This window comes from Larkinella soli (assembly GCF_003703975.1).
GTDB lineage: Bacteria > Bacteroidota > Bacteroidia > Cytophagales > Spirosomataceae > Larkinella > Larkinella soli.
On the sequence record NZ_QTJY01000022.1, the window covers coordinates 57139 to 83852 of the forward strand.

A 26714-nucleotide genomic window follows, 5' to 3' on the forward strand; every position below is an offset into this window, starting at 1 on the left:
CATTCCGGCTATCGTCTTTGAGACAAAAGTTATCCTGTTTGGGACAGAATTTAATTCAGGGGTAATTTCTTTTCCGGGGAGAGGCAATCACTGCCGAATAAACGTCAGGTAATAAAAACCACCGACCGACGGGCCTGCCACAAAGGTGACATACGGGCGGTTCAGGAGGTTGGTGGCTCCCAGCTTCAGGTCGAGCCGTAGGCTGCGGAGCCGATAGCCGGCCTGGGCGTCTACCGTATGGACGGCCGGCACCCGACCGGTCGCCAGGGACGACTGCCACAGAAAAGCGCTCTGGTGTTTATAGGCCACCGAAACCCCCAGCCCCCGCCATAAGTTGCTGTTGCCGAAACTCAGATTCGTGATCCATCGGGGGGTGTTGAAGGCTTCTTCCAGCCCGTCGCCACTCTCCTTGCGGCTCAGACGGGCCAGGGTCGCGTTTCCGGAAACCATCCAGCTGCCCCGGAAGGAATACCGCAGGCCGAGACCCGCCCCGTAGTTGAAAACCGTGGTTCGAGAGTTGGTCCAGAGCCGATACCGGCTTTGGCGTGTCCGGTCGGCGAGGTAGTAGGCTACCGAATCGGGATCCGGGCCGTTCGGGATGTTGGCCTCCACCTGGGCCATGAAGTTTCGGTAGACGTTGTAATAGGCGTCGGCGTCGACAAACAGCTTATTCTTCAGCCAGTAGCCCTTGTAGCCGATTTCCGCGCTGTTGACCCGCTCCGGCTTGAGGTAGGTGTAGGTGTTCGGTTTCAGCAGCCCCCGGTTCTTTTCGATAGCCTGGGCGGTGGTCAGCCGGCCGGTATTGACGTCGGAGTTGATGGCCGCCTGAAAAGCGTCGATGGAGGTACGGAAATATGAGCGTTCGAAGATGCCCCGGGCCATCAGCGGCAGCCCGCCCACCCGCTTCACCCCGCCCGAATTCACGTTGGAAAAGGCTTCGAACAACGACGGAAACCGGTAGCCGTTCTGATACGACACCCGCACCGAATGGGTTTCGGAAGGCGAAAATACCGCCGAGAGCCGGCCGTTCGTCCGGGCGTTGAAATAAGAGTTCCCGTCCACCCGCAGGGAGCCCGTCAGCCGCAGCCGCTCGCCGAAGAACGACCGCGCTGCCTGAACGAAACCCCCGCCCTTCCGGTAAACCAGATTTTTTCCCGGCGACTCCGGATTGATGAAATAATTGCAGTCGGGATACACGACGTACTGCCGGAAATCGAATCCGGCCAGCAACTGAAGCCCCGTGCGGTCGGCGAAGGACTTCCAGAGGACCCGCGTCGGCTCGACCTGACCGTCCAGGTGGGCCATCCAGGTTCGTACCTGCAAAGCTGCCCCCCGGTCCCAGTTGTTGATCTGCCGCAGCGTTTCCACCTCCTGTTCGAAGGCCGCCGAATGGGGTTGCAGGCGGCCCTGATCGGCCCCGGCCCGGGCCAGTTGGAGGGCAGCCGGGACGGACTGGCCCGCAGCGGTGGCGGCATTGAACTGACGGCTGAAATCGGCAAACCACTGGTCGTCCGGTTTGAAGCCCCGGTCGATGTTCTCGGCCATGGAGCGGATGTTGTAGGAGCGTCCGGTATTTTCGCGGGTATGGTAGGCCCGGAACTGTACGGAGGGAGACAGGAGCGTCAGGGCGTGCTGATCGAGCCGGTAGTTCTCCAGCCGGAAGCGGTTCGTACGCTGGTAGACATTGTCGATGGTGGCGCCCTGGTAGGTATAGGCCAGCTCCAGCCCCGGCACGATGCGGTAATGCAGGGCCAGATCGCCCCGGAGGTTTCTCAGCCGGTAATCCGTCGTTTCCTCCTCCAGATACCCGGTCCGGGCCACCACATACCGTTTGCCGCCCAGCGTCAGCGTCCGGCGGTTGGCCGACTCGTCACCATAGGCGTTCACCCGGTCGCGGCCGGGGTTATCCCCCCCGAAAAGCCCCAGGGAAGCGTTGGCGCCGGGATTCAGGTCGGCGGTACTGCGGGCCAGCCAGTCGTAACCGGTCTGGTAAACCAGATTGATTTTAAAAGCCAGACGGGAACCCGGCGCCAAGGCATACCGAAGACTGGTCTCACTAAACAGTCGGGCCCCGGTTCCGGCTTCGCCCACGTGATTGACCCCGGTTTTCTGGCTGACGCTCAGCCCGGGCGAATCGAACGGATTTTTGGTGATCAGATTGACCAGACCGTTGAGCGCATTCATTCCGTAGAGCGCCGAGGCCGCCCCCGGCAGCACCTCCACCCTGCTGATGTCCAGGTCGGAAGGAGCCAGCGCCCCGGCGACGGGTGAGCCGATGTGCGGAGCCTGATTGTCCCGGCCGTCGACCATCTGAACGAACCGGACGTTGGTCGGGTTGGCAAAGCCGCGGGTGTTGTAGACCTTGAAGCCCAGGCTGGACGTCAGCAGCTGCACGCCCCTCAGATTTTCGATGGCGTCGAACCAGGAAGGCTGGGCCGACTGCCGGATCTGCCGGGCGTCGAGCCGCTCGATGGCGACCGGCGATTTCAGGATGGTTTCGGGAATCCGGGAAGCGGAAACGACGACCTCGCCGAGTTGAATCCGGCGCAGCGAATCCTGCGGGGAAACCACACTGTCGGACAGGGCCGGCGGGCCGGCCAGCATGAGCATCAGTAAAGGGAGCGGCATAGGCGTTATTTCCGATCAAATATAACGAGTGCACGCTTACGGAAGCCTATTCTTTGTGTTATTTCATATGGAGCCGGCCGATGCCCCGGCGGCTTCAGCGTTTGGCCGTTTCCGGTAATGCAGCAATTCCGAAACGGTGACGAACCGGTAGCCTCTCTTCTTCAGTCGGGTAATCAGGGCTTTGAGGGATTTCCTGGTCTCGCCGTCGCCGGGGTTCATGCCATGCAGCAGGATGATGGAGCCGGGGCGGGTGTGCGCGGCCGTGTAAGCCGCAATGCGGTCGGCGCTGCTCCGCACGTCGGCGAAACTTTCGGGTTCTACGTCCCAGGTGATGGTTTCCCGGCGGTGTTCATGAAGGTACCGGGGCAGTCCGATGAACTTCTTGCAGTAGGGCGGCCGGAACAGGATGTGGTTTTGCGGGGCGATCCGTCGGATCAGGCTATCGGTTTTTTCCACTTCCTGCCGGATAAAAGCTGCGTCTTTGAACACCATCCGGTGGTGGCTGTAGGTGTGGTTTCCGATCTCATGGCCGGCTGCGGCCAGGCGCCGTCCATATTCCGGATGCTGCCCGATCAGTCCTCCGATCAGAAAAAAGGTGGCCTTTACGCCTTCGCTCCGCAAGACTTCGATCAGTTCGTCCGTAAATTCCGTCGGCCCGTCATCGAACGTCAGCGCCACGACTTTCCGGCCGGTTTCCACCCGATGGACGATACCGCCATAAAACTGGAACGTCCGGGAATTGATCAGGAAGTAAAAGGCCGTCAGGGCCGACGCGGCCAGACAGAGCGGTAAGAGAAGGCGGGTGATGAGCCGAAAGAAATTCATCCTGACAAGATCGGGCGAAGGGCTGAATGAACCGAAAGTTCGCTCATTTCGCTCATTTTCCTGCCATTTTTATCGTGGTAAAAAGCAAGTGGCTCCCCGTTGCGGTTATCTGACCATTCAGGAACCTCTGCTCAATTTCAATTCAGGAATGGATCATCTTTTGTGGGAAGAAATTTCTTCGGGTTTACCCTCTACCCGGCAACTGGTTCAGGTGGTGATCCGGCTGCTGGCGGCTACCCTGCTCGGAGCCGCGATCGGGTTCGAACGAAAAAAGGCGCGGAAACCGGGCGGAGTGCGGACGCACGCCCTGGTCTGCTTAGGGACGACGGTTCTGGTGCTTTCCTGCTGGCAGGTGGGCATGGAACTGGAGGACATCTCCCGGGTTTTGCAGGGAATTATTACCGGCATCGGCTTTTTAGGTGGGGGAACGATCCTGAAGCTAAGTCAGGAGAAGGACATCCAGGGCCTGACCTCGGCGGCCAGCGTCTGGATGACGGCCGCCATCGGTCTGAGCGTAGGTCTGGGCGCCATCGGCATCGCGTTGCTGAGTACGGGCCTGGCCCTGCTGATCCTAACCCTCACCGGGCGTTTCGAAAATCGTTCTCCGGGCCACGGCGATAGGTAGGAGCGCCTGATTCCTCCGCTTCCTGCCTCCTGTTTACCTTCATAGCAACCGTTCCCGTCAGGGCGGCAATCTGCCAAATGGCTTTTCAGGATATAAAATCCGGGAACTTACCATCCGGTAAGAAAACGTATACTCTTGACATTGAACGCCCGGCGGCTAACTTTGTAACTGTTTTCCGCCTTTTGAGGCCACATAGTTTTCGCCTTACCTCCCGGGTTCCTGGCCGGCCCTCCTGCCGGCACGTTCACCGGCTCATCAACGCACGAAGGAATCATGAGACACAGCCTGTTTTTGATCGACCCGAAGGCCGATCGCCGACACCAGATTCAGGGTCTTCTGCTGCAACTTTTTCCAAAAGTCCATGTGGCAGGGTTTGAAGACCTGCTGGCCATGAAGAATCACGTAGCGATGACCGAGCAGTTTCCTTCCGTGCTGCTGGTGAACCTCGAACCGGATCAGGAGGCCATGATTGCCCGGGTAGCCCGGCTGAAACAGATGACCGACTGGCAGCTGGTGATGGTCATTGGCTGGGCCCACTCCCTCACCTATCCGCAGGTACGGTCTGCTTACCAGGCCGGTTTCAATTCAGCCCATAACCTTCCGACTCATCCCGGGGAGATGACCGCTGCCCTGAAGCTGATTGTGGATTACTGGCTGACGGTACCGGTATTGCCGGCCATCCGGAAAACGGAGCCGTGATGCAGGCCCCGGAAAGGCAAAATTCCATTCTTCGGAGCGTTTGGATCAAATATATTTTGGAACCTGCCGGCCGAATCCGGACAATTTAAGGTGATTTTAATCTGGCGAATTGATGTACCTACTTGTTTTGTTTCTGGTGTAAACGGCTTTGCAAGCTGAGAAACTGTACATTACAAGATAGATGTTTCCGACAGGCCCGGCTCCTTGCGCCGGGCTTTGTTTATGATCAGAGCGCACTGGCCCCGTTTTTCCGGTAATCTTCATGGCAAAGGCCTATGTGTATTAGTTCACCGGCTAATTCATGAACAGCGCTTCCCACCCTGCCCTGAATGCCTGCCCCCCTATTTTGTTACCTCTCACTGATCAACTGCCCCGATCCGGCAAGCCCGGCGGTCACCAACCTGCCTTTATACGCCCAGTTGTTTCAGGAATGCCTCCCGGTAGGTAGTGCCGATCGGAATTTCGTACGAACCTACAAACACGCGGTTGCCTTCGATATGGCTGATCCGGGTTCTGTTGACCACAAAAGATCGGTGAATCCGAAGGAACTGATCCGAAGGAAGCAGTTCGAGGAAGCCGGTGAAGGTCATGCCCGGCACCAGCATCCCGCTGCTGAGAATTATTTTGGTGTAGTTCCCACTCGCTTCGGCGAAAAGGATGCCGTCAAGATTGATTTTATAGATTTTACCATCCGTTTTCAGGAAGATGGTCTCCTCCTTTTTTGGTTCACCGACCGGGGAAACGACCGCTGGGGAAGGCTGTAACCGTTCGAGTGCCTTGTCGACGGCAACGATAAAACGCTCCAGCGAGAACGGTTTGAGTAGATAATCGCAGGCCGCCAGATCAAAGGCGTCGACCGCATACTCTTTATAAGCGGTAGTGAAAATGATCTGAGGCTGGTTTTTCAGGGTCTTCACAAAAGCCAGCCCGTTCAGAACCGGCATGTTGATGTCCAGGAACAGAATATCGATGGGCTGTTTCTGTAGTTCGGTTTTAGCATCCAGGGCATTGTCGCAGCAGGCCGCAACGGTTAGCTGCGGTAAATGCCGGCAGTAGGTTTCAATGATTGCCCGGGCAATCGGCTCATCGTCGACGATCAGACAGGCTGCTTTTTTCATGCCGTACGAAGCTGTAGTTGAACCCAATAAAAGCCGTCGGCATCTTCGATGGCTAAATCATGGGCGTTTGGATACAATAAGTTCAGCCGTTTCCGCACATTGGCCAGCCCTAACCCGCTATGGGGATTCAGGTGCCCGGCAGGCTCCCCGGTTTGAGAATAGGAATTTTTTACCGAAAACAGAATCGAATTGCCCCAGCGGGTCAGCTTGATATCGATGACAATCTTCTGTTCCATGGTGTTACGGGCATGTTTGAATGCATTTTCGACGAAAACGACCAGCAGCATGGGGGCAATCCGGACCGTAGGGTCGGTTACCTCTTCAAGGGCCGTCTTCAGCGAGAGTTTGCTGCCGATCCGCAGCGCTTCGAAATCGATGTAGTTACGGATGTAGGTCAGTTCGTCGCTCAGGGGCACATAAAGTTCCTTCGTGTCGTAAACCGAATATCGTAACAGTTCGGAGAGCTTCAGCAGCAGAGACGGGGTTTTATCCGGTTGCGAAATGGAAATGCCGTAGAGATTATTCAATGTATTGAACAGAAAGTGAGGACTTAGCTGGGATTGCAATAACTGCAACTCACTCCGGCTGTGCTCCGCCTGGGCTCTGGCGGCCTGCAACTGGCGCTGGACGCGGGTCCGGATCAGTTTGATAAATATACCCGACACAAGGCAGAAAAGAAACAGGGGCAGCCCCAGAAAAAGGGCATAAGTAAACTTGACATTGTGCTGCAAACTGGAAGCGAAGGTGGCGACCAGGAAGGCAAAACCAATCATCAGAAGGGGCAGCACTCCCAAAAGCCAGTCGGGAACCGGTTTGCCGGGCGGAGCCCAGATCTGGGCCAGATAACGACCACAGTACCCACCCGTCAGACAAAAAAGCGCAGCCGCCAGAGCCGCTTCCTCGTCGTACACCGTTGTGATGGTCTTCAGATAAAGCCGAAATACAAAATAAAGCGAAACCCCGGCCAGGGCTGCGATCAGCAGGTGCTCCCGGAACCGCAAATCGTCGGAAGGGCGTATCGTTGGGTCTTTTTTCACGTCGTGTTGAAAGTTGCGTACCGCAAAGCTGAGGGCGCCTGCCGACTTCCCTAAACATACCGGATGGATACCTGAAAACCACTGACGAACAGATCGTAATCCGGGTCGAACCGATTCGACCCCCGAAAGCCGCATTCCGTCAGGAAAGCCGCCCCGTCCGACCGAATTTCTTGAAGCCCCGGGCCGCCCCATCCACCTTTGCTCCGAAGATAAGCGATCGAACTCTTAAACAACCGACCATGCGCCCTGCCTTTGTATGTTTCCTGCTACTGATCTGTTCTTTTTCCGCCTTTGCGCAGCTTTCGTCCAACCGCCTGAATGGAATGGTCAGCGATGCGCTGAATGAACCGCTGCCGGGGGCTGCGGTACGGCTGCTTCGGGCGTCCGATTCGACCCTGGTGCGGGCGGTGCTGACCGGCGGCAACGGAAAATTCGGGTTTACCAACCTCCCGGCGGATGCGTACCGGGTGCAGGTCACGAGCGTAGGCAGCAACGAATATCGGAGCGGAACGATCCTGATCGACGGTCGGGCCAGGACCGTTACCCTGCCGGTATTTATCATGACGCCTTCGAAGACCCTGCTGAATGAGGTGAAAGTGGTGGCTAAAAAACCGCTGCTCGAACAGGAACTCGACCGGACGATCGTCAACGTCGAGGCCATGATCGGCAGTGCCGGCAGTAATACGCTGGAGGTGCTCGAAAGGACCCCGGGCGTCAGCGTCGACGGAAACGGCGACATTAGTTTGAACGGACAATCCGGTGTACTGGTGCTGATCGACGGGCGGCCAACGTATATGTCGGGTCCGGATCTGGCGGCTTACCTAAGATCGTTGCCGGGTGGGTCCATAGACAAAATCGAACTCATGACCAACCCGCCCGCCCGATACGACGCAGCCGGCACGTCGGTCATCAATATTCGACTGAAACGGGCCAGAACCCAGGGGTATACGGGGGATATCGCTTTCAGTTACAACCGGGGGGTTACCAGCCGCAGCAACGATGTGGTCAACCTGAATTACCATCACAAAAAGATCAACCTGTTCGGCAGTCTGGGTTACTCCAAAGACGGGAACTATGCCGAAGACAGGTATGAACGGAGGGTATATGACTCCACGGCGAACCTAACCTCCACGATAGGGCTCACGAACCGGTATAGGTCCGGCAGTCAGGGAGGCATGGCAAGGCTGGGGATGGATTATACCGTTTCCCCCGCCACCACCGTAGGGATGGTATTGCTGATTCAGCGCAGACCCCGATGGGAGCGGCTGGACTCCGATAGCCGGCGGTTCGACGGCCCCCTCGGACCGGATTCGGTCGGCAACGGCTCAACCGACGGCCGTTTTCGCTGGTCCTCGATCAGCGCGAACGGCAACCTGCAACACAAATTCGGGAAGACGGGCCGCGAAGTCAGCGCTGACCTGAATTTCGCCAAGTACACGACCCGGGGCGAGCAGCGGCTCCGGAACCAGATCGAAGGGCCGGACGGTACGTTGCCGGCCGTCGACCGGTTTTTGCATAAGCTGCCGTCGACAATCGCCATTTACTCGGCCAAAGTGGATTACATTCATCCGCTGGTCAACCTGGGAAAACTCGAAGCCGGTCTGAAATCGAGCCGGGTTTTGAATGCCAACAACGCGCAGTATTTCGACCTGGATGGTTCTCTCCTGCTTCCGGATTACGGAAAGTCGAATCATTTCCGGTACCTGGAAACGATACTTTCGGCTTACGCCAATGTTCGGAAAGATGGAAAACGGCTGGCCGCCCAGGGCGGTCTGCGTCTGGAAAGCACCCACCTGCACGGCCGGCAACTGGGCAACCCGGAGATCGCCGAAACCTCGTTCCGCCGAAGCTTCAGGAGTTTGTTTCCCTCGGTGTTTCTGGGCTATAAACTGGATGGCGCGGGAAGGAACACCCTGACCGCCGGCATTTCCCGAAGGATCAGCCGTCCAAATTATCAGTTACTCAATCCCTTTCTGGCGTTCCGCGATCCCTATTCGTTCACGACGGGCAACCCCTCCCTGAAACCCCAATATCGTTGGCAGTACGAATTGAAATATCAGCATAAACAGGTAATCGGGATCGCCCTGCAATACAACCGGTTCAGGGATATAATCTTCCAGTTGACCGAAGCAGTCGGCGACGTTTTTATACATCGGCCGGAAAACGTAGCGAAAGGCTATATTCTGGCTCTTAACACCAACGGCTCCGTAGCTCCGGCCAAATGGTGGAACGTCAATGCCACCGTCATGCTGGCCCGGATGGCCCTTCAGGGCACGGCCTTTTCTCAGCCTCTGAATCCGGGCCTTTTCCATGCCCGCATGAGCCTGCTCAACCAGTTCCGTTTCGGCAGCGGATGGAGCGGGGAGATGAGCGGCTATTTCAGTTCCCGGGATTTGGCGGGCCAGACGATAACCGAACCGCGCTACCGGGTGGCCGGCGCCCTGCAGAAAAAACTCTTCCACGAAAAAGGCAGCATCCGGTTGACGCTGGACGATCTGTTTCACTCCTGGAAAGCCTACGACCGGACCATCAGCCTGAAACGCACGGAAGCCGTTCACCGGAACGTATCGGACACCCGCCGGATTGGCCTGGCCTTTACCTACCGTTTTGGAAAAGAAACGTTTAAACGGAAACGGAATCACCCGGACAATGCCACGGATGAGGAGAAAGGCAGAGTCGATTAACCGCTGCCCCTTCAAACGACGGATGACCGGTTTCCGGATGGAAGCCGGCAGGATCGGAAGAGAAGGCGCAGGACCAGATCCGGGTCCATGGTCGCTGCTCCAATCCAACCGGTTTTCATTCCGGCTTTAGCCCGGCGTAAGGGAAGCTGGCGGTCCCGGTCAATGCCTCTATTGGCCGTTGCCTCACTATTTCATAAAAGTTTTAAAGGGCCTGCCCGCTAATCCATTATTTTTCAGCTAAAATTCGACTCAGGACGGACGTGCAACCCAGCGGGTTTGATAACTTCCTTTTTAAGCCGGCAAAACTTCGGACAGCCCCGTTTTTCATTGCTTTTCCCCTGAGCAGGATGACTCATTCGGTGAACAAGAATAACTCAGGCCAGGTCCTGGTGATCGAAGATAATCCGGATCATTGGGTAATGATGCAAAACGCTCTGGTCAGTCTGCTGCCCGGAGTGGAAACGATCCGGACCGTCAGTCACGAAACCACCGAAGCTTTTCTGAACGAGTGTATGGCCCAGGGACGCTACCCCCACCTGATTATTCTGGATCTGTATCTGCCGGACCGGGAGGTCGGCCTGAGTATCCTCCGGAAGATCCGGCAGCTGGCTTCTCCCGGCCGGAAAATCCCGATCCTGGTACTGAGTAATTCGAACCACCGCGAGGACATCCTCCAATCGTACGATCTGGGAGCCAACTCCTACATCATCAAGCCTTTGAACCTTCAGGAGTGGCTACCCTACTTTCAGGCCGTCACCGAATACTGGTGGCAATCGGTGACGCTGCCCCGGATTGACCCCTACTGAAAACCGGCTTCGGAAAGCCGGTCGGCCCGGCAATTGGGGTGAGGAATGCCGCAAGGGAAGAAGCAAAAAAGCCGGCAATCAACCGACTTCCGGCGCAGAAACCGGCCCAATGTCCGTAACCCATCCTTGTTTCTGTTTTAGTACCGGGAAATGGAAGCAAACCTAAACGTTTTTGTGATTCGCTTTGGCGATGGGCTTGTTATCGGATGTGAACGAAAGGACGGAACGGGCTAAAATGATATCTTTGTCCATAGGCCGTCCCGGCCTCCTCATTTCTTCCCGGACTGCCAAACGACATGAGCCTTTCTACCGAAAACCCCATCAACCGGCGCCGGTTTATCGGCGCTTCCGCCCTGGCGGCAGCCGCGGTCGGTACGTTACCGAAAGCCTTCGCCAAAGCAAACCCGCCCGCTAAATCCCGACGTGAGCTGGTCATGCAGGTGCTTGACCCATCCGGAAGGCCGAACTACGTACCGGCCGCCTTCTTCCTGCACTTCCCGCCCGAACAGCGAACCGGCGATGCCGCCATCCGGGCGCACCTCGACTATTTCCGGGCCACGGGCATGGACCTGATGAAGGTACAGTTTGAGCAGCGCTACCCCAAAGAAGTGGAGGTGAAAACGCCCGCCGACTGGGCCAGAATCCCCGTGCTGAAAGAAAACTGGTTCGAGCCGACGCTGTACGTGATCCGGGGACTCGTGAAGGCGGCCAAATCCGAAGCGCTGATCATTCCTACCATGTATTCGCACTATCAGATGGCCAATATGGTGGTACCTAAAGAAACCCTGCTCAGGCACGTGCAGGAAGACCCCGAAGCCGTCAGCCGGGGCATGGAAAACATCGCCCTGTCGATCATGAACTACGTCCGGGCCGCCACCCGGGCCGGCGTCGACGGGTTCTATACGTGTTCGCAGGGCGGAGAGGCCAATGCCGTCGCCGACCGGGCGTTGTTCCACCGGGTCATCAAGAGCTTCGATATGCTGGTACAGAAGGAAGTAGCCCAGCTAACCCCGGTCAATATCCTGCACGTGTGCGATTACGAAGGCGCTTACGGTGAGTTTGGGAGCCGGTTTCAGGATTACCCCGGGCAGATCGTCAGCGTACCCCTGGCGGCCGAGGGCAAGCCGCTGTCGCTGAGCCAGGCGGCCGGCCTGTTCAAACGGCCGGTGATGGGTGGCCTCGATCGGCACGGGGTGCTGTCGACGGGTACGCCGGCGGACGTAAAGAAAGCCGTCGAACAGGTGCTGACCGATGCCCCGGCTCACCTGATTCTGGGCGCCAACTGCACCGTTCGAACGGATATTCCGATCGAAAACCTCAAAACGGCGATTCAGACCGCTCACCGGTTCCGGGGGTGACTTTCCTCCTAAGCGGAAACTTCAATTTCTGTTGGGCAGCGGCAGACCCGAGGGAAGCTTCTGGGGAGTGGTGGTGGGTCCGGAGACGGTAATTTTCCCTGCTTTCACTTCCATGCGGTCGATGAAAACCACCCTTTCCTCACCGGTTTTGGTGGTTCTTCCGTGATAGACGCAAAACATCTCACGGCCGTCGGGCGAGTAGGTGATACTGTTGTGGCCCGTGCCCGTTACCGTGCCGCCCTTCGCCGTATTTTTTTGCAGCACCGGATTATCGGCAGACTTTTTAAACGGTCCTAAAGGAGAAGATGAAGTCGCATACCCGACGGCATAGTGCTGACCGCCAAAATAATTGGCCGAGTACATGATGTAATAGATACCCTCTTTTTTGAACGTCACGGATCCCTCCGTCCAGCGCCGGTTCACTTCGCGGGAGGTGACCGACCGGCTCTCCCACTCGGCCTGTTTATCGGTAAGCCGGACCGGCGGGCGCAGCAATAACACCGGCTCGCCGATGGCGCCGGAAAAATCAGGCCGGATCTCCACCCCGTATACCCAGCTTTCTTCCACTTCCTTAAACCACCCTTTCTTTTTGGCCCAATCGGCTATTTCGCTTTCCACCGGGTGTTTATAGGCCGCACGGGAGTAGTACAAATAGGTTCTGCCGTCGGTATCGAAAAACACGTTGGCATCGATGATGGGATAGCCCGGGTCAAAAATCGGCTTGTTGGTTAAATCGATGAACGGGCCGGTCGGCTTGTCCGCGACGGCCACGCCGATGCGAAAATTTTCAACCTCCCGGGTCGGGTTTACCTTCCATTGGGCGCTGTAAAACAGGTAAAACTTTCCCTTTACCTCATACACTTCGGGTGCCCAGTAGGCCCCGCCCCAACTGGCTTCCGGATCGCTCCAACCGTTTCTGTTGTCGTGAAAATAGACCTGCCCTTCAGGTTTCCAGTTCACCAGGTCTTTGGAGGAATAAGCGGCAAAGCCCTTATTCGCTCCGGCCCCCGTGCCGTACATGTAATACGTCCCGGCCGTATAGAGTACGAAAGGGTCACCAAATTGTACGTTTAAGGGGTTGGTATAAGTGGTTTTGGCCGTAGCAACTCGCTGGGTGGTTTGGGCCGGAAGCCGGTGAAGAGACAGTCCGGTGAAGCAGAATAGGAGCAGAATATATTTCATCATAACGAAAGAGTTTCCTGGAATCTAAAGTAAGCGAATTTTTCTTAGCAGCGTCCTGGAATTACCGATACAGTATGGACCCCGAGGAGTTCTTCGCCTGCTGTCTGCCCCTGACGCAGCGGGTTCAGCACATCCAGCCCACGCCCCGGCTCCAGAAGCGCGAAGGCCGTTTGGCAGACCGTTTGGAAGGAAACGGATTGCAAAGGGAAATGGTGATCAGGCGGGGTCAAAGACAATGAATACAATATAGCACTTACTTTAAACTGATTGCCGTTAACAACGTTCGGGAAACGGTCCAGGAGACGGATTTGATAAATGGAAAGGCGGCCTTCGAATAGGGATAAAATAAGTCCTTATGAAATGCCCGAATAAGGAGATGGCACACAAATGAACAATAAGCCATGTTGCATCTCATTACTCCCCTTCAGTAATGAGACGATGTGGAGCAGGCAGTTTTAGTAGGGTATGTCCAGGCCAGCGTCTGCAAATACCCTGAATCCCAGCTTTTTGATTGGCCGACCGATGCACCTTAATTAATCTGATGGCCGTTAGCGGGATGCTCCCGCACGGTTCTGCTTTCTGATCAGTTCAAAACTGCGGGTCAGTTCGACATCCCTCTTATCCAGGTGGTCCTTCAGCGTATAACGAACCGGGTAATCGGGCTGCACTCCCCGGCCAACCATGCCGGCTGGAACAACTGCTAAGTCATATCGCCCCAGGGGAAGGCTCAGTCGGAGCCGCGAATGAGGCAGCGTCAGTACCGGACTTGCCAGGCTGCTGTTCCCCATATACCCTCCGCCGGTTTCCTGACCAATAAACTGCCCCCGCTTTTGGCTTCGAACCAGTGCCGCGAACTCGGCCGCCGTCGAAAAGGTCCCGCCGTTAATGAGCACATAAACCGTTCCGGTGAATCCCGGCGTTCGAGGTGCCTGAAGACCCATATTGAGATGGTTGGTATACAGAAAGCCGCTATCGGTTTTTTGAATGCCTGATCGGTAGTCGGGCAGTACCTGTAACAGCGGCAGGTCACTGACGGATAAGCGGTTTAACCAGGTGCTGTCGGCCGTCGCAACCGAAATTCGACGGTAATAGTGGAACGGCTGATTCGCCAAGTAAGCGTACAGTAAGGCCCCATAGTCATCCCGCCCACCCTGGTTGTTTCGCAGATCGATTACCAGGCTCGAGAGCCGGCGCTGGTTCAGGGTGCGGAAGGTTTCCTGCAGGAAGGCCGGAAAGTCCTGCGTGGTGGCAAAGGAAGGGATTTTCAGCACCATCGTTTGCAGCGAATCATGCACCTGGGCAGTGGCGAATTCATCCGGCCGACTGGGGGCCGGGAAGCCGGCCCCGGCCAGTCGTACTGCCCGTAAGCTTCCGCTCGGTTCCCGGATCTGTACCTCGAAGGTATCCGCTGGTTGCACATACCGGGCAAACAGGGTCGAGAATTCGTTCTGAAGGCGAAACGATTTGTAGGTTTGGTTGTAGCCGTCCGACGGCAGTACCGACCGGAGCCTACGCAGGGTTTCCACCTGTTCATGGCCATTGACGGAGACGATGGCCGACCCTTGGGGAACGCCGGGGTAATCCTGAGTGACCAGGGTGCTATCCCCCGTGATCCACAAGTCGAGCGGCAACCGTTTCGCAACGAGCGACAAGTAGTCGTGCGTCGTGACCGAGGGCAACAGTTCGGTGTGACCACAATGAATTTGCTCGATCAGCGTACTTAGCCGGTAATACAGGTCGGATTCCCGGGTGGTCTTCGTCAGCGCGCTTTTTAGCTGGTCGAAGGCCCGATCCAGGCTCGGCTTGTCGGTATACCAGTAGAGTCCCGGATGCAGCTTTTCCAGGCTTTCCTGAAGGTAGATCAGGTCTTCGACGACCTGGGAGGCTGTGTACGTCCGGCGGGTCATCGCCTTTCGGGTCACCTCGATTCGCTTGTCGCGTTCCCACTGCTCATTCTTACGCCGGAGCCGGCGGGCCAGCTCCGTGAGGGTGGTATCGGCCCGCAGGTAGTTGACCTGTGACCAGTTGACCGGCTCTTTTTCAAATTCTTTTTTGATAAAGTTTTGCAGCGTAGGCAACCGACCCACGTCTTCCAGATTGGAAACGGCGCCGGTATTTCCTTCAAGAGTGTCAATTTGGGTCACGATGCGTTCAGAATGAAGCCGAAGCGAATCCTGACGGGCCTGTACCAACCCCATAAACACCAGAGCCGCCGAAAAGTCGGTTTCGATGACCTGACTATGGAGGTACCATTTTTGACCGAATTGCCGGTAGGTAGTCACCCAGCGGTCCTGGGAAACGGTCAGGCGCTTGGGAGCCTGACTGATGGCGACCCCACCCCAGTTCTGGTGAGTCTTTAGAAAGGGGAGACCGTACGGACTCAACTGGTGCTCGAGTTTGACAATGGCGGAGGATTCGGCATCAATATAAATGGTGCCTTTTAGGAGGGGTTTGCGGACGTTTTTCTTTTGGTCGAAGTCGATCAGGTAAACTTCTTTCCCATTCAGGTAGCTGGTAGTTCTCAAAACAAAGGTGTAATAGCGTGCCAGCGCGCTTTTCCGGCTTAACGCCACGCCTAAAAACGTCGGCTGAGCCGGCGATTGGATGCCGGAAACATCCGTCCAGCCAAAGGTGTAAAAGCCGCCCCGGGCCGGATTCCAGAGAGGTGCTTTGGCGGCCTTGTCCTCTACAAACCAGGCGTCGAGCACCGAAGAAACGTGCGATTGAGGGGTGCCGCTGGATCGAAAAGCCACTTCCAGTAACTGAATTACGGACCGACCGGCGGTGACATACTCCCGTTGAAAGCCTTCAGCCTGGTAGGGTTTAGTCGCGTAGTTATGACCTAATTTATCCAGGGCCCGAGTGACCAGCAGCAGCGGGTCAAGGGGTCGAACCACTACTTCGTTTAGCTGGACGGGGTTAGGCGCCAACGCAATCGTCAAATTGTTTTGATCCTTGGAAAAGCCGGTCAGCTGAACGGATTGATAACCCACATACGAAAAGATGACTACCGGATTTGCCGTCGTGCTTGGAAATCGAAAGACAAAATCGCCGGTCTGGTTCGTCGTGGTTCCTAAACTGGTACCGACTAATTGAATACTAGCGTAGGGAAGTGCTTCTCCCGTGATTTTGTCGGTTAATTTGCCGGTTAAGGAGCGTGGCTGGGCATCCGCCCAACGAAACGCCAGCAGCAGGAAGAAGAGCGGGAGTAGCTTCATAAAACGAGTTGATCCAGGGGCTGCGACCAGGGCGCTTGCAAAGATGAGGATTGTGTCCCTGAATCAGCCAGAGTCGCTTGTTAAAAAGAGTTAACGCTATCCTGAGGAACTCTTTTTACTCCTTTCTATTAGGTACAGACGAAAACCTCCGACGAACTATTCGTTTTTGTTCACGTTTTTAAACGCCCGTTTGGGGCTTGACGAATGGAGCGTATTGTGATCCTGTTTCAGCAGCTACTTAAAATTTTAGTAGATTGGCTGCCATAATTGCACTTATAGAATAAGAATGAAAAGCATTACCTTCCTTGCCATTGGGTTTCTTCTGCCGGTCCTACAAGCTTCGGTGGCAATAAGTCAAACAATTGCCAAGCCGGAAGAAAGAATAATCTGTGCTCAACTGGCCTACCTTAAGGAGGTTAAACAAAGAGTGGCTAAAAGTCACTGGCCTGATTTTGGGCGACAAGTATGGGAAGGAGAAATCAGGATAATGACGCCACAATCTATTTTTATAGTCAATCCTGAAAAGGCCAGTTTGGACGGGCAACCGTATGAGGAATGTGCTTGCCCGGTGGTGAAAGTGGTCCGTTTGAAAGACACCGTGAACACCGCCTTCGTGATGAATACGAACTTCTACGATGGTATAGCCGCTTGTAGTGACTGGTCGATCAGTCACAAAGTAATCCCTGGAATCGATGACACCGAATCGTGGATATTGATGGTGCTTCACGAAATGTTTCATCAGTTCCAGAGCCGCCAGCCTGCCTTCCGTGAACAGTTTATGGACATGTGGCATAAAAAGCAGTACATACCACAAGATAGTGTTGGGCGTCTGTATAAAAAGTACCCTGACTTTCAGGAACAGGTACAACAAGAGAACGACCTATTGTTGAGTTGCTTACAAACAGACCATTCCGTTCATATTGACTCCATGCTGCATGCCTTGTTACAAATTCGTCAAAATCGGCTGGCTACCTTCAGGAAAATAAGCGGTTTTGACATTGAGCCTGATGAGAATTTCGAACAGATTGCCGAAGCCGGTGCTCGTTACATTGAATACCATTTTGCAACCGGACTAGTCGATCAACCAGCAGACGAATCCTTAGCCGCTATCGACGCTAATTATCGTCGGCATGAGCTGTACAAATCCTATAGTTTACAAGATCAGGGACGGTACCTTTATATTCCAACTTCAAAATACTTTTATGCGTTAGGTTTCAATAGTATTCGACTATTAGAGAAGCTTGGTTTTCCTTTTAGAGAACGGTTATATTCGAGGAAAGGAGTTTCTTTTACGGCCTTGTTTAAGGAATATCTGGAAACTAAAAAGTAGCTACAGAGTATATATAAACTACCTCGTTCACTAATGACCGAAAATAGTCATTATTAGGTAAGTTGAATGACCTATCGGGCGACGATTTACCGCTGGCGGAAAGAGTATTCCCCTCAGGAAGAAACCAAACGCCGGTCTCTACGGGAAGAACTGTTGCGGACTGACCCGAATGGAGATTGGGTCATCAAAGAGTAGTGATGGGATAGCTCAGGTAGGTAAGCCTCCATACTTATTCCGATTATCTCACATCACGGGTATTTCAGGAAACATCTAACGTACGAATCGAACGCGATCGACTTTCGGTTACTAAATCCAGTTGCCTCTTAGGGGAAGTGGGCCGTACCGGCAGGGCATACCGTTAAAAAAAAGTATGACCTTTGGCTTGCCTACTGTATACCAGTCAGTTACCTTCCTTTCAATTTTCTGTACTTTCCAGAAACAAGGCCAAGATTTGCAAGGACTCCCTCCCAAACCGCCCTTTTTTGGGCCTCTGGCTTTTCCCGCGGCCGGGGGCAGAACAACCAGGGACCGTTCCTCTTCGAAAAACCTGTTTGATTCTTCTCCTGACCTTCATTCTGAACGCAACCTTTGCCCAGCGAGGCTTTAACTACTACCGGGATTCCAGCCGGGTCGGCTCTTCCAATCCCAAAGCCTTCACTTATTTCAAGAAAGCCTACTACGACCATATCTGGACCTGGAGCCGGGCCGGTGCCGACAGTGCCGAATATTACCTGAAGCTGGCGATCCGGGAAGATTCCTCTTACTCGGCGGCTTACGCCTTTCTGGGGCATGTCTATCAATTCAAAACCTACGACAACGTGGATTGGGACCACAAGCTGGCGATGCAAAAGCACTATGCCGAGAAGGCCCTGAGCTTCCACCCAAAAACCGGTGATGCCTACTCGCTGATGTCGGATGTGAAATGGCACGAAAAAGATACCCTCCAGGCGCTGAACTTACTGCGCCAGGCGATCGCCCAGGAACCGGATCACGTGGGTAATTATATTTTTCTGGCCATCCGCTTCACCCAGATGAGACAGGCTGCGGATAGTGCTATTTATTACCTGCACCGGCTCCTGACCTTGGATCCCCAGTATGGTCAGGCCTATATCAAACTGGCCAATGTATACCGCGATCTGAATCAGATAGATAGTGCTAAATATTACTACCAAAAAGCCATCACTCACTATCAGACCATTCAACCCAGAGACATCCGAATGCTGGGAGCCTATTACTGGTTGGGACAGGTACTGCTGAAGCAAAAGCAGTATGATTCAGCCAGGTACTATTATCAGGCGTTTCTAAAAGAAATGGAGCCGACGGATTACTACATGAAAGATCAGGCGCTAAGTTCGGCTCATAAAGACCTGTATGCCTGCCACCAGGCCCTGGCGGGCAGGCACCTGACCGACTTTGTCAGCCTGAACCTACGGCGGCTGAAAGAGCATCCGACGGACGGGCCGTTTCAACTGGGGATCCTGGATGATTTCATGGCGATCGAACAGGATTCGGTGGCGGAAAAATATGCCTTGCCCCTGGCCCGACGCTTAAAAGCTTCCCAATTGACCCGGCCGGACCTGCAACTTTTTGCCACGTTTTATGAATATGACCTGTTAAAAAGGTTAAAAAGACCAGGAGAAGCGATAGCCATTTTACAAGCCTACAACGCCAAAACGCCTGACGACCCGATGATTCTGTTTGAATTAGGCCGAATGAGTGTGTTGAGTGGCAAATCCCAGCAAGGTCTGATCTACCTGCAAAAAGCCAAACAACACCTGAACGGGATCGTAACGAAGGAAGGGTTCATAGCGGAGTTGCAGGGGCCTGATTTCGACAAGGTACGGGAAAGCCAGGCCTACAAAGCCCTGCTTCACTAAACCGGGAGCGGGACCACCGATTCATTCGCATCGGGTAAGCAGCAAGCCTTTCCTTAGCGTCATGCCTGTGCCGGAGAGGGCAACTTAAACGCTACAAATCGGCCGGTTGATTGACGCTCGGCGTGACCCGGTCCGGTTAGCCTGCTCGTCTGGGTAACTTAGCTATTCGTGTTGATAACTTCGTACCGGGCACGTACAAACATGAATATACCGTAGCAAAACAAGCCCAGCGCAACGGCCCCGAGCAGAATGGAGCCGTAACTGCCTTTCTCCAGAAAGGCAAAGGCACTGCTACTGCCTCCGGCCTGACTGGCATTAGCCTCCAGAGCCGCTTTAATAAATAAGTATCCGATCAGCCCCCAGACGATTCCCCGCGCGATGTAACCAATCTTCCCGGACCGGATGATCATCTCCTTGAGCTCCGTTCTGATGGAAGAAGTCTGGACATTTTTCAGGTATTCACCAGACAAAGCCCGGTAGATCTGATATAATCCGATGCCAATGATACACAAGCCAATCAGGCCGACGAGCCACTGGCCAAACGGTTTCTGCAGTATTTCCCAAACGAGGGTCTGCTGCGAACGATCCCCGCCCTGATTACCCTGGCGACCCAGTACCATCCGGAAAGAACCATAAGCCAGGAACCCATAGACCAGCCCACTGAAGGCATACCCCAACCGGCGACCAATGCCTTTGGCGTCGGTCCCTTTATGCTCGGTATCGAGAAAAGCCTGCGTTAGCCGCCAGAGGGTGTAGCAGACCAGACCTGCCGCCACCAGTGCCAGCAAAATCCTTCCAAACGGCTGATCCAGTATAAATCGAAAGATTCCCTGTTTGTTGAGATTACGTTCCGAACTGCCGCCGATTTCAAAAGCAGCCATGAACGCAAGGATACCAACCAGACAGTAAACAACTCCTTTGGCCGCCAGGCCAAACCTGGCAAAACGCTTCACCCATTGAGGCTGGGTCGAGGATATGCTGGATAAGTTCATCATCTGAATCGTTTTGTGAAAATTGCTTTCAACAGGATCGGTCTTCTGTAAATAACAGAAATGATTTAGGAGAATAAATGTTTTTGTTTCGATGCAGAAAATGCCGTTGACGGTAGAAGTACGGAGATGAAAGTCAGGAGTGGGCGGCTTGTTCCAGCCGGTTCTGGCCCTCACCGGCCACCCTCCCCGAATGCTGATCAATATGTGGGGTTCGTCTGGGCGGTGCTGGGCGATGCTATCTATACGTTTGCCGGATACCACCAAACCCGCAGAACATTCGATTTTCAAAATACCTCAGAGGAACGGATCCAAGTCCGACATAGACTGATTTTAGCCGCCGGCGATGTGGTTATTATCCAGGTATCCGGTCGTAATTCCGCTGGCTCCATGCTGGTTGTCGATGCGCGGGTGCCCGCCGGCGGGGGGCCTCCGGTTATCTACCGGAATTTGGCTTCCAATCTCCTGCCGAACGATTCAACCTATTCAATCCAAAAAGTATCGGGCTTACCGTAAAAAATTTGTCAAAATGCCGTTAGTATCTTTTTCGGTAAAAACGGTAAACCTCTTTTTATCGTAACGGCACAAACCCGAGTTCCTGGTACCCACCCACAGATGGCCCGCCCTATCTTCTAAAATGGACCAGACATCGTTGTTGACCAGGCCATCGCTGGTGGTCAGGCAAGTGAACGCTTTGCCATCATATCGGTAAAGTCCACGATGACCACCTCCACAGCAACAACCATCAACCACAAAACAGATAGGAGTGCGTGTTGCATTATGTTATCTTTTTCTCTACCAAAGGGTTTCAACAAACCTGCAAGACTTTTTTCTGAGAACGGTTTGAGAGCCTGTAAAAGAATGTTAATGAAACGTAAAAGCTGCATTTAATGACGGCCGGAGAAATTTGCCCTTAAGGAATCGGGAAACGTGATTACACTGAATACCGATTCATCCGGCTTTTAGCCAGCACCTGGCGCAATGGCGGACCTTCTACAATCGCTCCGGCGAACCGGTTCCATCGTCCCCACAGTTCATTAAAAGGAAAAACCGCAACGGCGGACGGTGCCGGCTGACTTTCCCTTTGCAGCTTAATAAAACGTGGAATTTTTGACGTTGGCAAAAAACCTAACATGAGAGAACTCTTAAATAATTTCCATGTACTTGCAAAGGCAATTGAGTGGGGGTTACGTATATTAAGCAACCTTTATAAGTAACCTTATTCTTGCCCTGACCCTTTAGTTGCCTGCTCATGAAGTTGCTGCCACTCCTCGCTCTGCTCTTCCTGACCGTGGGCAAGGTTTTAAGCCAGTCTCCCGTTCCTATTGATAGTTTACCTGTCCAGGGCATTCTCCTTCATCAAGGGTGGCGGTGGCATCCGGGCGATAACCCGAATTGGGCCAGTGTGAAGGTCGACGACAGGCAATGGCTTACCATTGATCCCAGCCGGAACATCACCGATCTGCCTCAAATCCAGCAAGTCCCCATCGGTTGGATGCGGATCCATCTTCAGATCGACTCAACGTTAACCAACCAGGTAATCAGTATGCTCGTTGACCAGCAGGTGGCTTCCCATATCTACCTGAACGGGCGGCTGATTGCCCGGTTTGGCCGGGTGAGCACAAACCCTGACCAGGTAGAAGCCTACAATCCATCCGGCGCAGACCAGGCCTTGTGGCAAGTCACCCACTTCCAGTTAGGGGCTCAGTCGCACCAGGTACTGGCCGTCCGTTTCGCCCGGCAACCGGCCATACCTTATTATAAATTTTGGGGCCAGCCCATTCCCTTTCTGCTCATCAAACTCCACCAGGCCGACCAACGCAATCAGCACCGGCTCGATAGCGTGGGTAACTTTGATGTCACATTTTTAGACTTCTTCAAAGCGGGATTATTTCTGATTTTAGCCCTGTTGCATCTATTGTTTTACAAATGGTATCCTGCTCAAAAAGTGAATGCCTGGTTTGGCCTCTACTGCCTGTTTGGGGCCTGGGCTTATCTAAACCAGCCGCTTATTTATCAATTCGTTCATTCGGTACCTCTGCGAATGCAAGCCGCCGTTGGGCAGTTGATCTTGTTCTTTTGCATTCATCTGGCCTTTCTGGGAGCTGTTTATACCATATTTGACAAGCGCATCGGCGTTCTGTTTTATACCGCGCTGGTGGTCTTTATCGGTTATGTTGTTTTATTCTCCCTACAGGTAAAAATGCCCGATGGGCTGAGTATTTATCTAGCCCTGTTGCTGACAGATGTTCAGTCCACCCGGTTGCTGTTACTGGCTTCGAGAAAACGGGGGAAAGAATACTGGATTCTGACCGCTGGGGCAATCGGCTTCATCGTCTTTTTGATCGCCTATCAGGCGGTCCCGTTCCTACCGATGAGTCCGTATACCCGGCATATTTTCCTTCATGTGTTTTATAACCTGAGTACGCTGAGTTCTCCGATTAGTGTGACCCTGTTTCTGGCCAGACGGTTTGCGCAAACCAACCACACCCTGGCGGAGAAGTTATTGCAGGTCGAAGAACTGTCGGCTCAGACACTAGCCCAGCAGCAGGAAAAGGAACACCTGTTAACGACCCAAAAGGAAACGCTTGAACAACAGGTTAGCAGCCGAACCGCGCAGCTTAGTCAATCCCTCAGCGAGTTGAAAGCCACGCAGGCTCAACTCATTCAAAAAGAAAAGTTAGCCAGTTTAGGTGAGCTAACGGCGGGTATTGCCCATGAGATTCAAAACCCACTGAACTTTGTCAATAACTTCTCGGAAGTCAGTGGAGAATTGGTGGAGGAGCTCCGGGAGGGGCCTTTTCGGCATCTGCCCGAACCCGAGCAGGCTTACGCGAACGAAATTCTGGGGGATTTGATCCAGAATCTGCAGAAGATTAACCACCATGGCAAACGGGCCGACAGCATCGTCAAAGGCATGCTGGAGCATTCCCGCAGCAGTACCGGGAAGAAGGAGCCTACCGATCTCAACGCCCTGGCCGATGAATACCTGAAACTGGCTTATCATGGACTTCGCGCCAAGAATAAAGATTTTAACGCCAAACTAGTGACCGAATTTGATCCCGATTTAGGAACGGTGGAGGTGGTGCCGCAGGACATTGGACGGGTGCTGTTGAACCTATACAATAACGCCTTCTACGCCGTGCTACAGAAGCACAAAGCAGCTCCTGAAAGCTACGAGCCCAGGGTAACCGTCAGCACACTTCGCCACAAAGGTCTGGTGGAAATCTGGGTGAAGGATAACGGCACAGGCATCCCCGAACCGGTGAAGCAAAAGATCTTTCAGCCTTTTTTCACCACGAAGCCCACGGGAGAGGGAACCGGTCTGGGTTTATCCCTCAGTTACGATATCATCACCCAGGGACATGGCGGAAGTTTAGAGCTAAAAACCCAGGAGGGGGAGGGAACTCAGGTGAGCATTCAATTACCCATCTAAGTGCATTGAACGAGAATTAGTGCCTTACCTGACGACCAAGAATTGGTACAGGGTTTCTACTCCATTTTTATTGATCATGCCTGGCGTCCACTTGGGCATCCGGCTACCGATTCGGCTAATCTCTTTTTTCAGGGCAGGGTCATGGTCATACGTTGGCTCTAAGGTGATGACTTTACCCTCACTATTGACCGTAGCGGTGAGCCACAGCTTCTTTTTGAACTTAACAGGGTGGTCGGAGTCCACTGCACTTTCCAAGACGAAATCAACCAATACCTTTTCCCCACCGGGAAAGGCAGGAGGAGACTGGGTCAGAATGGAAACGGGCCCGGAGGTATTATAGGTAATAATGGGCTTGCCACCATTTATTCCAGGCTGTGCTACAGAATCAATAAAAATGATAGTAGCCAGGCAAACGAGTGCCAAACGGAGGAGGGTTAATGCGGATAGGGTCATTTTATTGGCTTTTTTGGGAGATGCGGATCTTGATCAAATGGTTGCACTACCCTTCAAAACAAAAGAAATCTTTCTAACCAACTACCCTCCGTCTTAAAGAACTCGAAATGTTTCAATAAGTCATACCCTGCGGCAGGCTATCCATCTGCTTCGGCAGTCCGATCATGGCCGTGATGCCGCGTCGGCGACCGCCCGCGTCGGACCAATACCCTGACTGACCGGGGGTACTTTATGAGCCTGTGAAGTGGCGTCTCACAAAGAGAGGGATTGTTGGGACCTTGATATTTTTAAAATAGCCACTTGAAATTTTTGTATGTTGGCTATCATAAAAGGGATTAGAAAACAAAAGAAAGCTGCCTACCATATGAGTTTTTCAGTCTTTGCGCTGTTTTATGGTATCATTATATGGCTGGTTTTTGGTCAAAATGTATTCCTCAGGTATATAAGTGCCCAAAAAGACAAATGTCCTTTCTGGAAAAGACTCTACAACTATAGATACGCTCTATTGGCGGTTATAATTAATCTCGTTTTAGAATTGGCTTTTATCCTATACAAAGCAGTAAGCAGTTAGCCTAAAGCCACTTGTACTACTTCAAATAATTGATAATAGCGAGTGAAAATGGTCGGGCATCTACAATGCCATGCTGACCTATTCGACGATCGGGGAAACTTCTCAGGAACTGCACCTGGTGTACCGTATACTTTTGCCTGTTGGATGGCCAAAAAGGGGCATACCCGAGTCCAGCCCCCCATATCCTAAAATCTTACCTCCTGGCAACTCTAAAGCCGGCCGTGCGCTTTTCATTTGATCTATTGTAAACAAAGGATAAATAGTAAATCCCTTTGAATGTAGTCCTCCTACCTGATCGTCATTCCACCATCATTCCAATTGTCCTCCTCCCAGTAACGCACCATTTTGGAACGCGGCTCTCAGCGTGGCCGCTTTTGTCTTTTTAGTCGCTAATGCCCGCTACCCGCTGAAGGCTCAACCACTATTGGTAAGCTTACACACCCAAACCAGAAGTTACGAAGCCCATCCATAAAGATTTTCATGCGCTCTACGTTTTCTGGCTTGTGAACAACTGCATTGGCATAGGCCTGGTAGCAGTGTAAAATCTTTTGCTGATCATCCGAATCGCTATAAATTAATACGGGTATTGGCTGCCAGTACGAATCCTGATTCAGTTCCCACAGAAGTTCATACCCGCTCCGGTCGGGGATATTCAAATCCAACAGGATCAGGGTGGGTAATTGCGCCGTTTCCTTTCTATAGGCGTCGAAGGAGGACGCAGAGGAAAATGACAGCAGGTGACAGTCCTGACAGTACATGTCAACGATATACTGCATTAGAAATTGATCATCCTCGTCATCATCGACTAACACAATCACAAAGCGTTTTCCCTCCATACTAGCTGATTTGATTACAAATCTCTAAAGATATCAACTCCATGCAGACCAAGTAGTTTATCCACTAGTTCCTTTATTCACGGTTCGCCAGAGCGCCAGCCCGAAAATTTAGTAGAGAGACAACGACATGCCCGGAATCGACATCGTTAACAGGATGCAATTTTTGTCGACGTGAAAGCTGCCCAACGGGAAGTCCAATAGGGTAGCAAGCTGCTGAGCCTGTTCATTTTCTATCACTGGAAAAAATATTAGGATCAATATAGGGTGTCCACCAATCTGGACACCTTTTCCCAGTACCCGAATAGGAAGTTTTTTTACAAGTCGCCAGATAGTGTAAGGATTTGGCCCGAAATCTTTACAGATGGGAAGGTGTACCAATTCAATATAGGTTACTGCGAAGGGATAATGAGCTATATCACCCTTTCAGGAAGCCGGCTTAAGCCGCGGCTGATGAATCCTCGTTTCCTGAATTACCCTGATAAAGCTTAAATTTTTTCAGTCTTATTGTAGGCTGTATTGTTTCTAATAGAGAAAGGTTGTCCTATTTTAACTTTAGCCCTGTCGTTTCCGACTAACTTTGGCTTCCGCTGTGGCCGTCAGCGTAATGGTCAACCAGGTCATCAGATCCGCCTGCCGGGTCGTTCCATCCGAGTCAATCAATAACCAGCCTTTTAGGGCGCCCTTGCCTTTCATAGTGTAGGGGCGGGCACCGGGCCGATTCAAAATTCAAAAGCAGCGCTATTAATATGGAAGCAGAGCAATTGGCAAGGATACATAGTTTGAAAAGAGAGTGGCTTATTTTAAACCAAATAGGCAGAACCATCCATATAGATTTAGTATTTATCTTGGCAATTATAAAAATTCTAAGGTAATTGGCAGGTCACCCTCCCTTCAATCAAAAGCGATTCCCAGTTATGATGCTAAGCAATTTGCACGAGTCATCAAGGATGAGGTAGAAGCAGCATAGCCCGAAGTTAGGTTCATATTTTTACCTATACTGATTAGAACGTCTTGTAAGCTTCCCTAAAATGTGATCGGTTGG

General features: G+C 53.1%; 20 protein-coding genes and 1 pseudogene. 8 read left to right on the forward strand and 13 right to left on the reverse strand.

What is annotated here, in order from left to right:
* Nucleotides 1–87 precede the first annotated feature (87 nt).
* Together DX909_RS26520 and DX909_RS26525 are read right to left on the reverse strand one after the other, a co-directional pair.
* A complete protein-coding gene (locus tag DX909_RS26520; RefSeq protein ID WP_229311206.1) occupies nucleotides 88–2628 on the reverse strand; it encodes a TonB-dependent receptor plug domain-containing protein in 2541 nt (846 codons plus the stop codon).
* A 63-nt stretch (nucleotides 2629–2691) separates the two neighbouring features.
* Nucleotides 2692–3453 carry a polysaccharide deacetylase family protein gene (locus DX909_RS26525; protein WP_128548276.1) on the reverse strand — a complete coding sequence of 254 codons (762 nt, stop codon included), beginning with the start codon at nucleotides 3451–3453 and terminating at the stop codon, nucleotides 2692–2694.
* 148 nt (nucleotides 3454–3601) lie between these two features.
* Between DX909_RS26525 and DX909_RS26530 the strand changes: the two genes are divergently transcribed.
* Both DX909_RS26530 and DX909_RS26535 read left to right on the forward strand, forming a co-directional pair.
* Entirely contained in the window at nucleotides 3602–4078 is a 477-nt protein-coding gene (locus tag DX909_RS26530) for an MgtC/SapB family protein (protein WP_128548277.1), read from the forward strand.
* Nucleotides 4079–4351: 273 nt separating this feature from the next.
* Nucleotides 4352–4777 carry a hypothetical protein gene (locus DX909_RS26535; protein ID WP_128548278.1) on the forward strand — a complete coding sequence of 142 codons (426 nt, stop codon included), beginning with the start codon at nucleotides 4352–4354 and terminating at the stop codon, nucleotides 4775–4777.
* Between the two features lie 407 nt (nucleotides 4778–5184).
* Here DX909_RS26535 and DX909_RS26540 read toward each other — a convergent pair whose 3' ends face one another.
* Entirely contained in the window at nucleotides 5185–5895 is a 711-nt protein-coding gene (locus DX909_RS26540; protein WP_128548279.1) for a LytR/AlgR family response regulator transcription factor, read from the reverse strand.
* On the reverse strand, nucleotides 5892–6932 hold the full coding sequence (locus DX909_RS26545; RefSeq protein ID WP_164851415.1) for a sensor histidine kinase: 1041 nt from the start codon (nucleotides 6930–6932) through the stop codon (nucleotides 5892–5894). Before DX909_RS26545 ends, DX909_RS26540 begins: the two co-directional genes overlap by 4 nt.
* Before the next feature lie 239 nt (nucleotides 6933–7171).
* Here DX909_RS26545 and DX909_RS26550 point away from each other — a divergent pair, with 239 nt between their 5' ends.
* From DX909_RS26550 to DX909_RS26560, 3 genes are all read left to right on the forward strand, one after another.
* Complete coding sequence (locus DX909_RS26550; protein WP_128548281.1) at nucleotides 7172–9616, forward strand: TonB-dependent receptor; 2445 nt, start codon at nucleotides 7172–7174, stop codon at nucleotides 9614–9616.
* A 347-nt stretch (nucleotides 9617–9963) separates the two neighbouring features.
* Nucleotides 9964–10422 (forward strand): response regulator, encoded by a 459-nt coding sequence (locus tag DX909_RS26555; protein ID WP_128548282.1) that lies wholly within the window; start codon nucleotides 9964–9966, stop codon nucleotides 10420–10422.
* A 296-nt stretch (nucleotides 10423–10718) separates the two neighbouring features.
* Complete coding sequence (locus DX909_RS26560; protein ID WP_128548293.1) at nucleotides 10719–11780, forward strand: uroporphyrinogen decarboxylase family protein; 1062 nt, start codon at nucleotides 10719–10721, stop codon at nucleotides 11778–11780.
* Between the two features lie 21 nt (nucleotides 11781–11801).
* Here the strand turns inward: DX909_RS26560 and DX909_RS26565 are convergent, their stop codons facing one another.
* The 3 genes and pseudogenes from DX909_RS26565 to DX909_RS30150 form a co-directional block, all read right to left on the reverse strand.
* Nucleotides 11802–12965 carry a glycoside hydrolase family 43 protein gene (locus DX909_RS26565; RefSeq protein ID WP_128548283.1) on the reverse strand — a complete coding sequence of 388 codons (1164 nt, stop codon included), beginning with the start codon at nucleotides 12963–12965 and terminating at the stop codon, nucleotides 11802–11804.
* A gap of 545 nt (nucleotides 12966–13510) precedes the next feature.
* Nucleotides 13511–15859 carry a S41 family peptidase gene (locus DX909_RS26570; protein ID WP_229311207.1) on the reverse strand — a complete coding sequence of 783 codons (2349 nt, stop codon included), beginning with the start codon at nucleotides 15857–15859 and terminating at the stop codon, nucleotides 13511–13513.
* 6 nt (nucleotides 15860–15865) lie between these two features.
* Nucleotides 15866–16180, reverse strand: a pseudogene (locus DX909_RS30150) (carboxypeptidase-like regulatory domain-containing protein); the annotation flags it as partial.
* A 286-nt stretch (nucleotides 16181–16466) separates the two neighbouring features.
* Here DX909_RS30150 and DX909_RS26575 point away from each other — a divergent pair.
* Nucleotides 16467–17510, forward strand: coding sequence for a hypothetical protein (locus DX909_RS26575; protein WP_128548285.1), 1044 nt, complete (start codon nucleotides 16467–16469; stop codon nucleotides 17508–17510).
* Nucleotides 17511–18061: 551 nt separating this feature from the next.
* The gene (locus DX909_RS26580) at nucleotides 18062–19387 is read left to right on the forward strand and encodes a tetratricopeptide repeat protein (protein WP_128548286.1); all 1326 of its coding nucleotides are present in this window, start codon (nucleotides 18062–18064) and stop codon (nucleotides 19385–19387) included.
* A gap of 158 nt (nucleotides 19388–19545) precedes the next feature.
* Here DX909_RS26580 and DX909_RS26585 read toward each other — a convergent pair whose 3' ends face one another.
* The 3 genes from DX909_RS26585 to DX909_RS26595 all read right to left on the reverse strand — a co-directional run bounded on the left by DX909_RS26585 (nucleotide 19546) and on the right by DX909_RS26595 (nucleotide 21263).
* On the reverse strand, nucleotides 19546–20667 hold the full coding sequence (locus tag DX909_RS26585; RefSeq protein ID WP_229311208.1) for a DUF1206 domain-containing protein: 1122 nt from the start codon (nucleotides 20665–20667) through the stop codon (nucleotides 19546–19548).
* A 216-nt stretch (nucleotides 20668–20883) separates the two neighbouring features.
* The gene (locus tag DX909_RS26590; protein ID WP_229311209.1) at nucleotides 20884–21129 is read right to left on the reverse strand and encodes a two-component regulator propeller domain-containing protein; all 246 of its coding nucleotides are present in this window, start codon (nucleotides 21127–21129) and stop codon (nucleotides 20884–20886) included.
* Nucleotides 21054–21263 carry a hypothetical protein gene (locus DX909_RS26595; RefSeq protein ID WP_128548287.1) on the reverse strand — a complete coding sequence of 70 codons (210 nt, stop codon included), beginning with the start codon at nucleotides 21261–21263 and terminating at the stop codon, nucleotides 21054–21056. The genes DX909_RS26590 and DX909_RS26595 overlap by 76 nt, the downstream gene beginning before the upstream one ends.
* A gap of 365 nt (nucleotides 21264–21628) precedes the next feature.
* Between DX909_RS26595 and DX909_RS26600 the strand changes: the two genes are divergently transcribed.
* Nucleotides 21629–23812: a sensor histidine kinase gene (locus DX909_RS26600; RefSeq protein WP_128548288.1), complete on the forward strand. Its 2184-nt coding sequence runs from the start codon at nucleotides 21629–21631 to the stop codon at nucleotides 23810–23812.
* Between the two features lie 24 nt (nucleotides 23813–23836).
* Here the strand turns inward: DX909_RS26600 and DX909_RS26605 are convergent, their stop codons facing one another.
* The 3 genes from DX909_RS26605 to DX909_RS29660 all read right to left on the reverse strand — a co-directional run bounded on the left by DX909_RS26605 (nucleotide 23837) and on the right by DX909_RS29660 (nucleotide 26365).
* Entirely contained in the window at nucleotides 23837–24235 is a 399-nt protein-coding gene (locus DX909_RS26605; RefSeq protein WP_128548289.1) for a hypothetical protein, read from the reverse strand.
* A gap of 990 nt (nucleotides 24236–25225) precedes the next feature.
* Nucleotides 25226–25672 (reverse strand): response regulator, encoded by a 447-nt coding sequence (locus tag DX909_RS26610; protein ID WP_128548290.1) that lies wholly within the window; start codon nucleotides 25670–25672, stop codon nucleotides 25226–25228.
* A 552-nt stretch (nucleotides 25673–26224) separates the two neighbouring features.
* The gene (locus DX909_RS29660; RefSeq protein ID WP_164851417.1) at nucleotides 26225–26365 is read right to left on the reverse strand and encodes a hypothetical protein; all 141 of its coding nucleotides are present in this window, start codon (nucleotides 26363–26365) and stop codon (nucleotides 26225–26227) included.
* Nucleotides 26366–26714: the final 349 nt, after the last annotated feature.

What these genes read in the sequence shown, in the direction of transcription:
- DX909_RS26520 (WP_229311206.1), bottom strand. Translation starts at nt 2,628, where the DNA reads ATGCCGCTCCCTTTACTGATGCTCATGCTGGCCGGCCCGCCGGCCCTG.
- DX909_RS26525 (WP_128548276.1), bottom strand. Translation starts at nt 3,453, where the DNA reads ATGAATTTCTTTCGGCTCATCACCCGCCTTCTCTTACCGCTCTGTCTG.
- DX909_RS26530 (WP_128548277.1), top strand. Translation starts at nt 3,602, where the DNA reads ATGGATCATCTTTTGTGGGAAGAAATTTCTTCGGGTTTACCCTCTACC.
- DX909_RS26535 (WP_128548278.1), top strand. Translation starts at nt 4,352, where the DNA reads ATGAGACACAGCCTGTTTTTGATCGACCCGAAGGCCGATCGCCGACAC.
- DX909_RS26540 (WP_128548279.1), bottom strand. Translation starts at nt 5,895, where the DNA reads ATGAAAAAAGCAGCCTGTCTGATCGTCGACGATGAGCCGATTGCCCGG.
- DX909_RS26550 (WP_128548281.1), top strand. Translation starts at nt 7,172, where the DNA reads ATGCGCCCTGCCTTTGTATGTTTCCTGCTACTGATCTGTTCTTTTTCC.
- DX909_RS26555 (WP_128548282.1), top strand. Translation starts at nt 9,964, where the DNA reads ATGACTCATTCGGTGAACAAGAATAACTCAGGCCAGGTCCTGGTGATC.
- DX909_RS26560 (WP_128548293.1), top strand. Translation starts at nt 10,719, where the DNA reads ATGAGCCTTTCTACCGAAAACCCCATCAACCGGCGCCGGTTTATCGGC.
- DX909_RS26565 (WP_128548283.1), bottom strand. Translation starts at nt 12,965, where the DNA reads ATGATGAAATATATTCTGCTCCTATTCTGCTTCACCGGACTGTCTCTT.
- DX909_RS26575 (WP_128548285.1), top strand. Translation starts at nt 16,467, where the DNA reads ATGAAAAGCATTACCTTCCTTGCCATTGGGTTTCTTCTGCCGGTCCTA.
- DX909_RS26595 (WP_128548287.1), bottom strand. Translation starts at nt 21,263, where the DNA reads ATGCAGCTTTTACGTTTCATTAACATTCTTTTACAGGCTCTCAAACCG.
- DX909_RS26600 (WP_128548288.1), top strand. Translation starts at nt 21,629, where the DNA reads ATGAAGTTGCTGCCACTCCTCGCTCTGCTCTTCCTGACCGTGGGCAAG.
- DX909_RS26610 (WP_128548290.1), bottom strand. Translation starts at nt 25,672, where the DNA reads ATGGAGGGAAAACGCTTTGTGATTGTGTTAGTCGATGATGACGAGGAT.
- DX909_RS29660 (WP_164851417.1), bottom strand. Translation starts at nt 26,365, where the DNA reads ATGAAAGGCAAGGGCGCCCTAAAAGGCTGGTTATTGATTGACTCGGAT.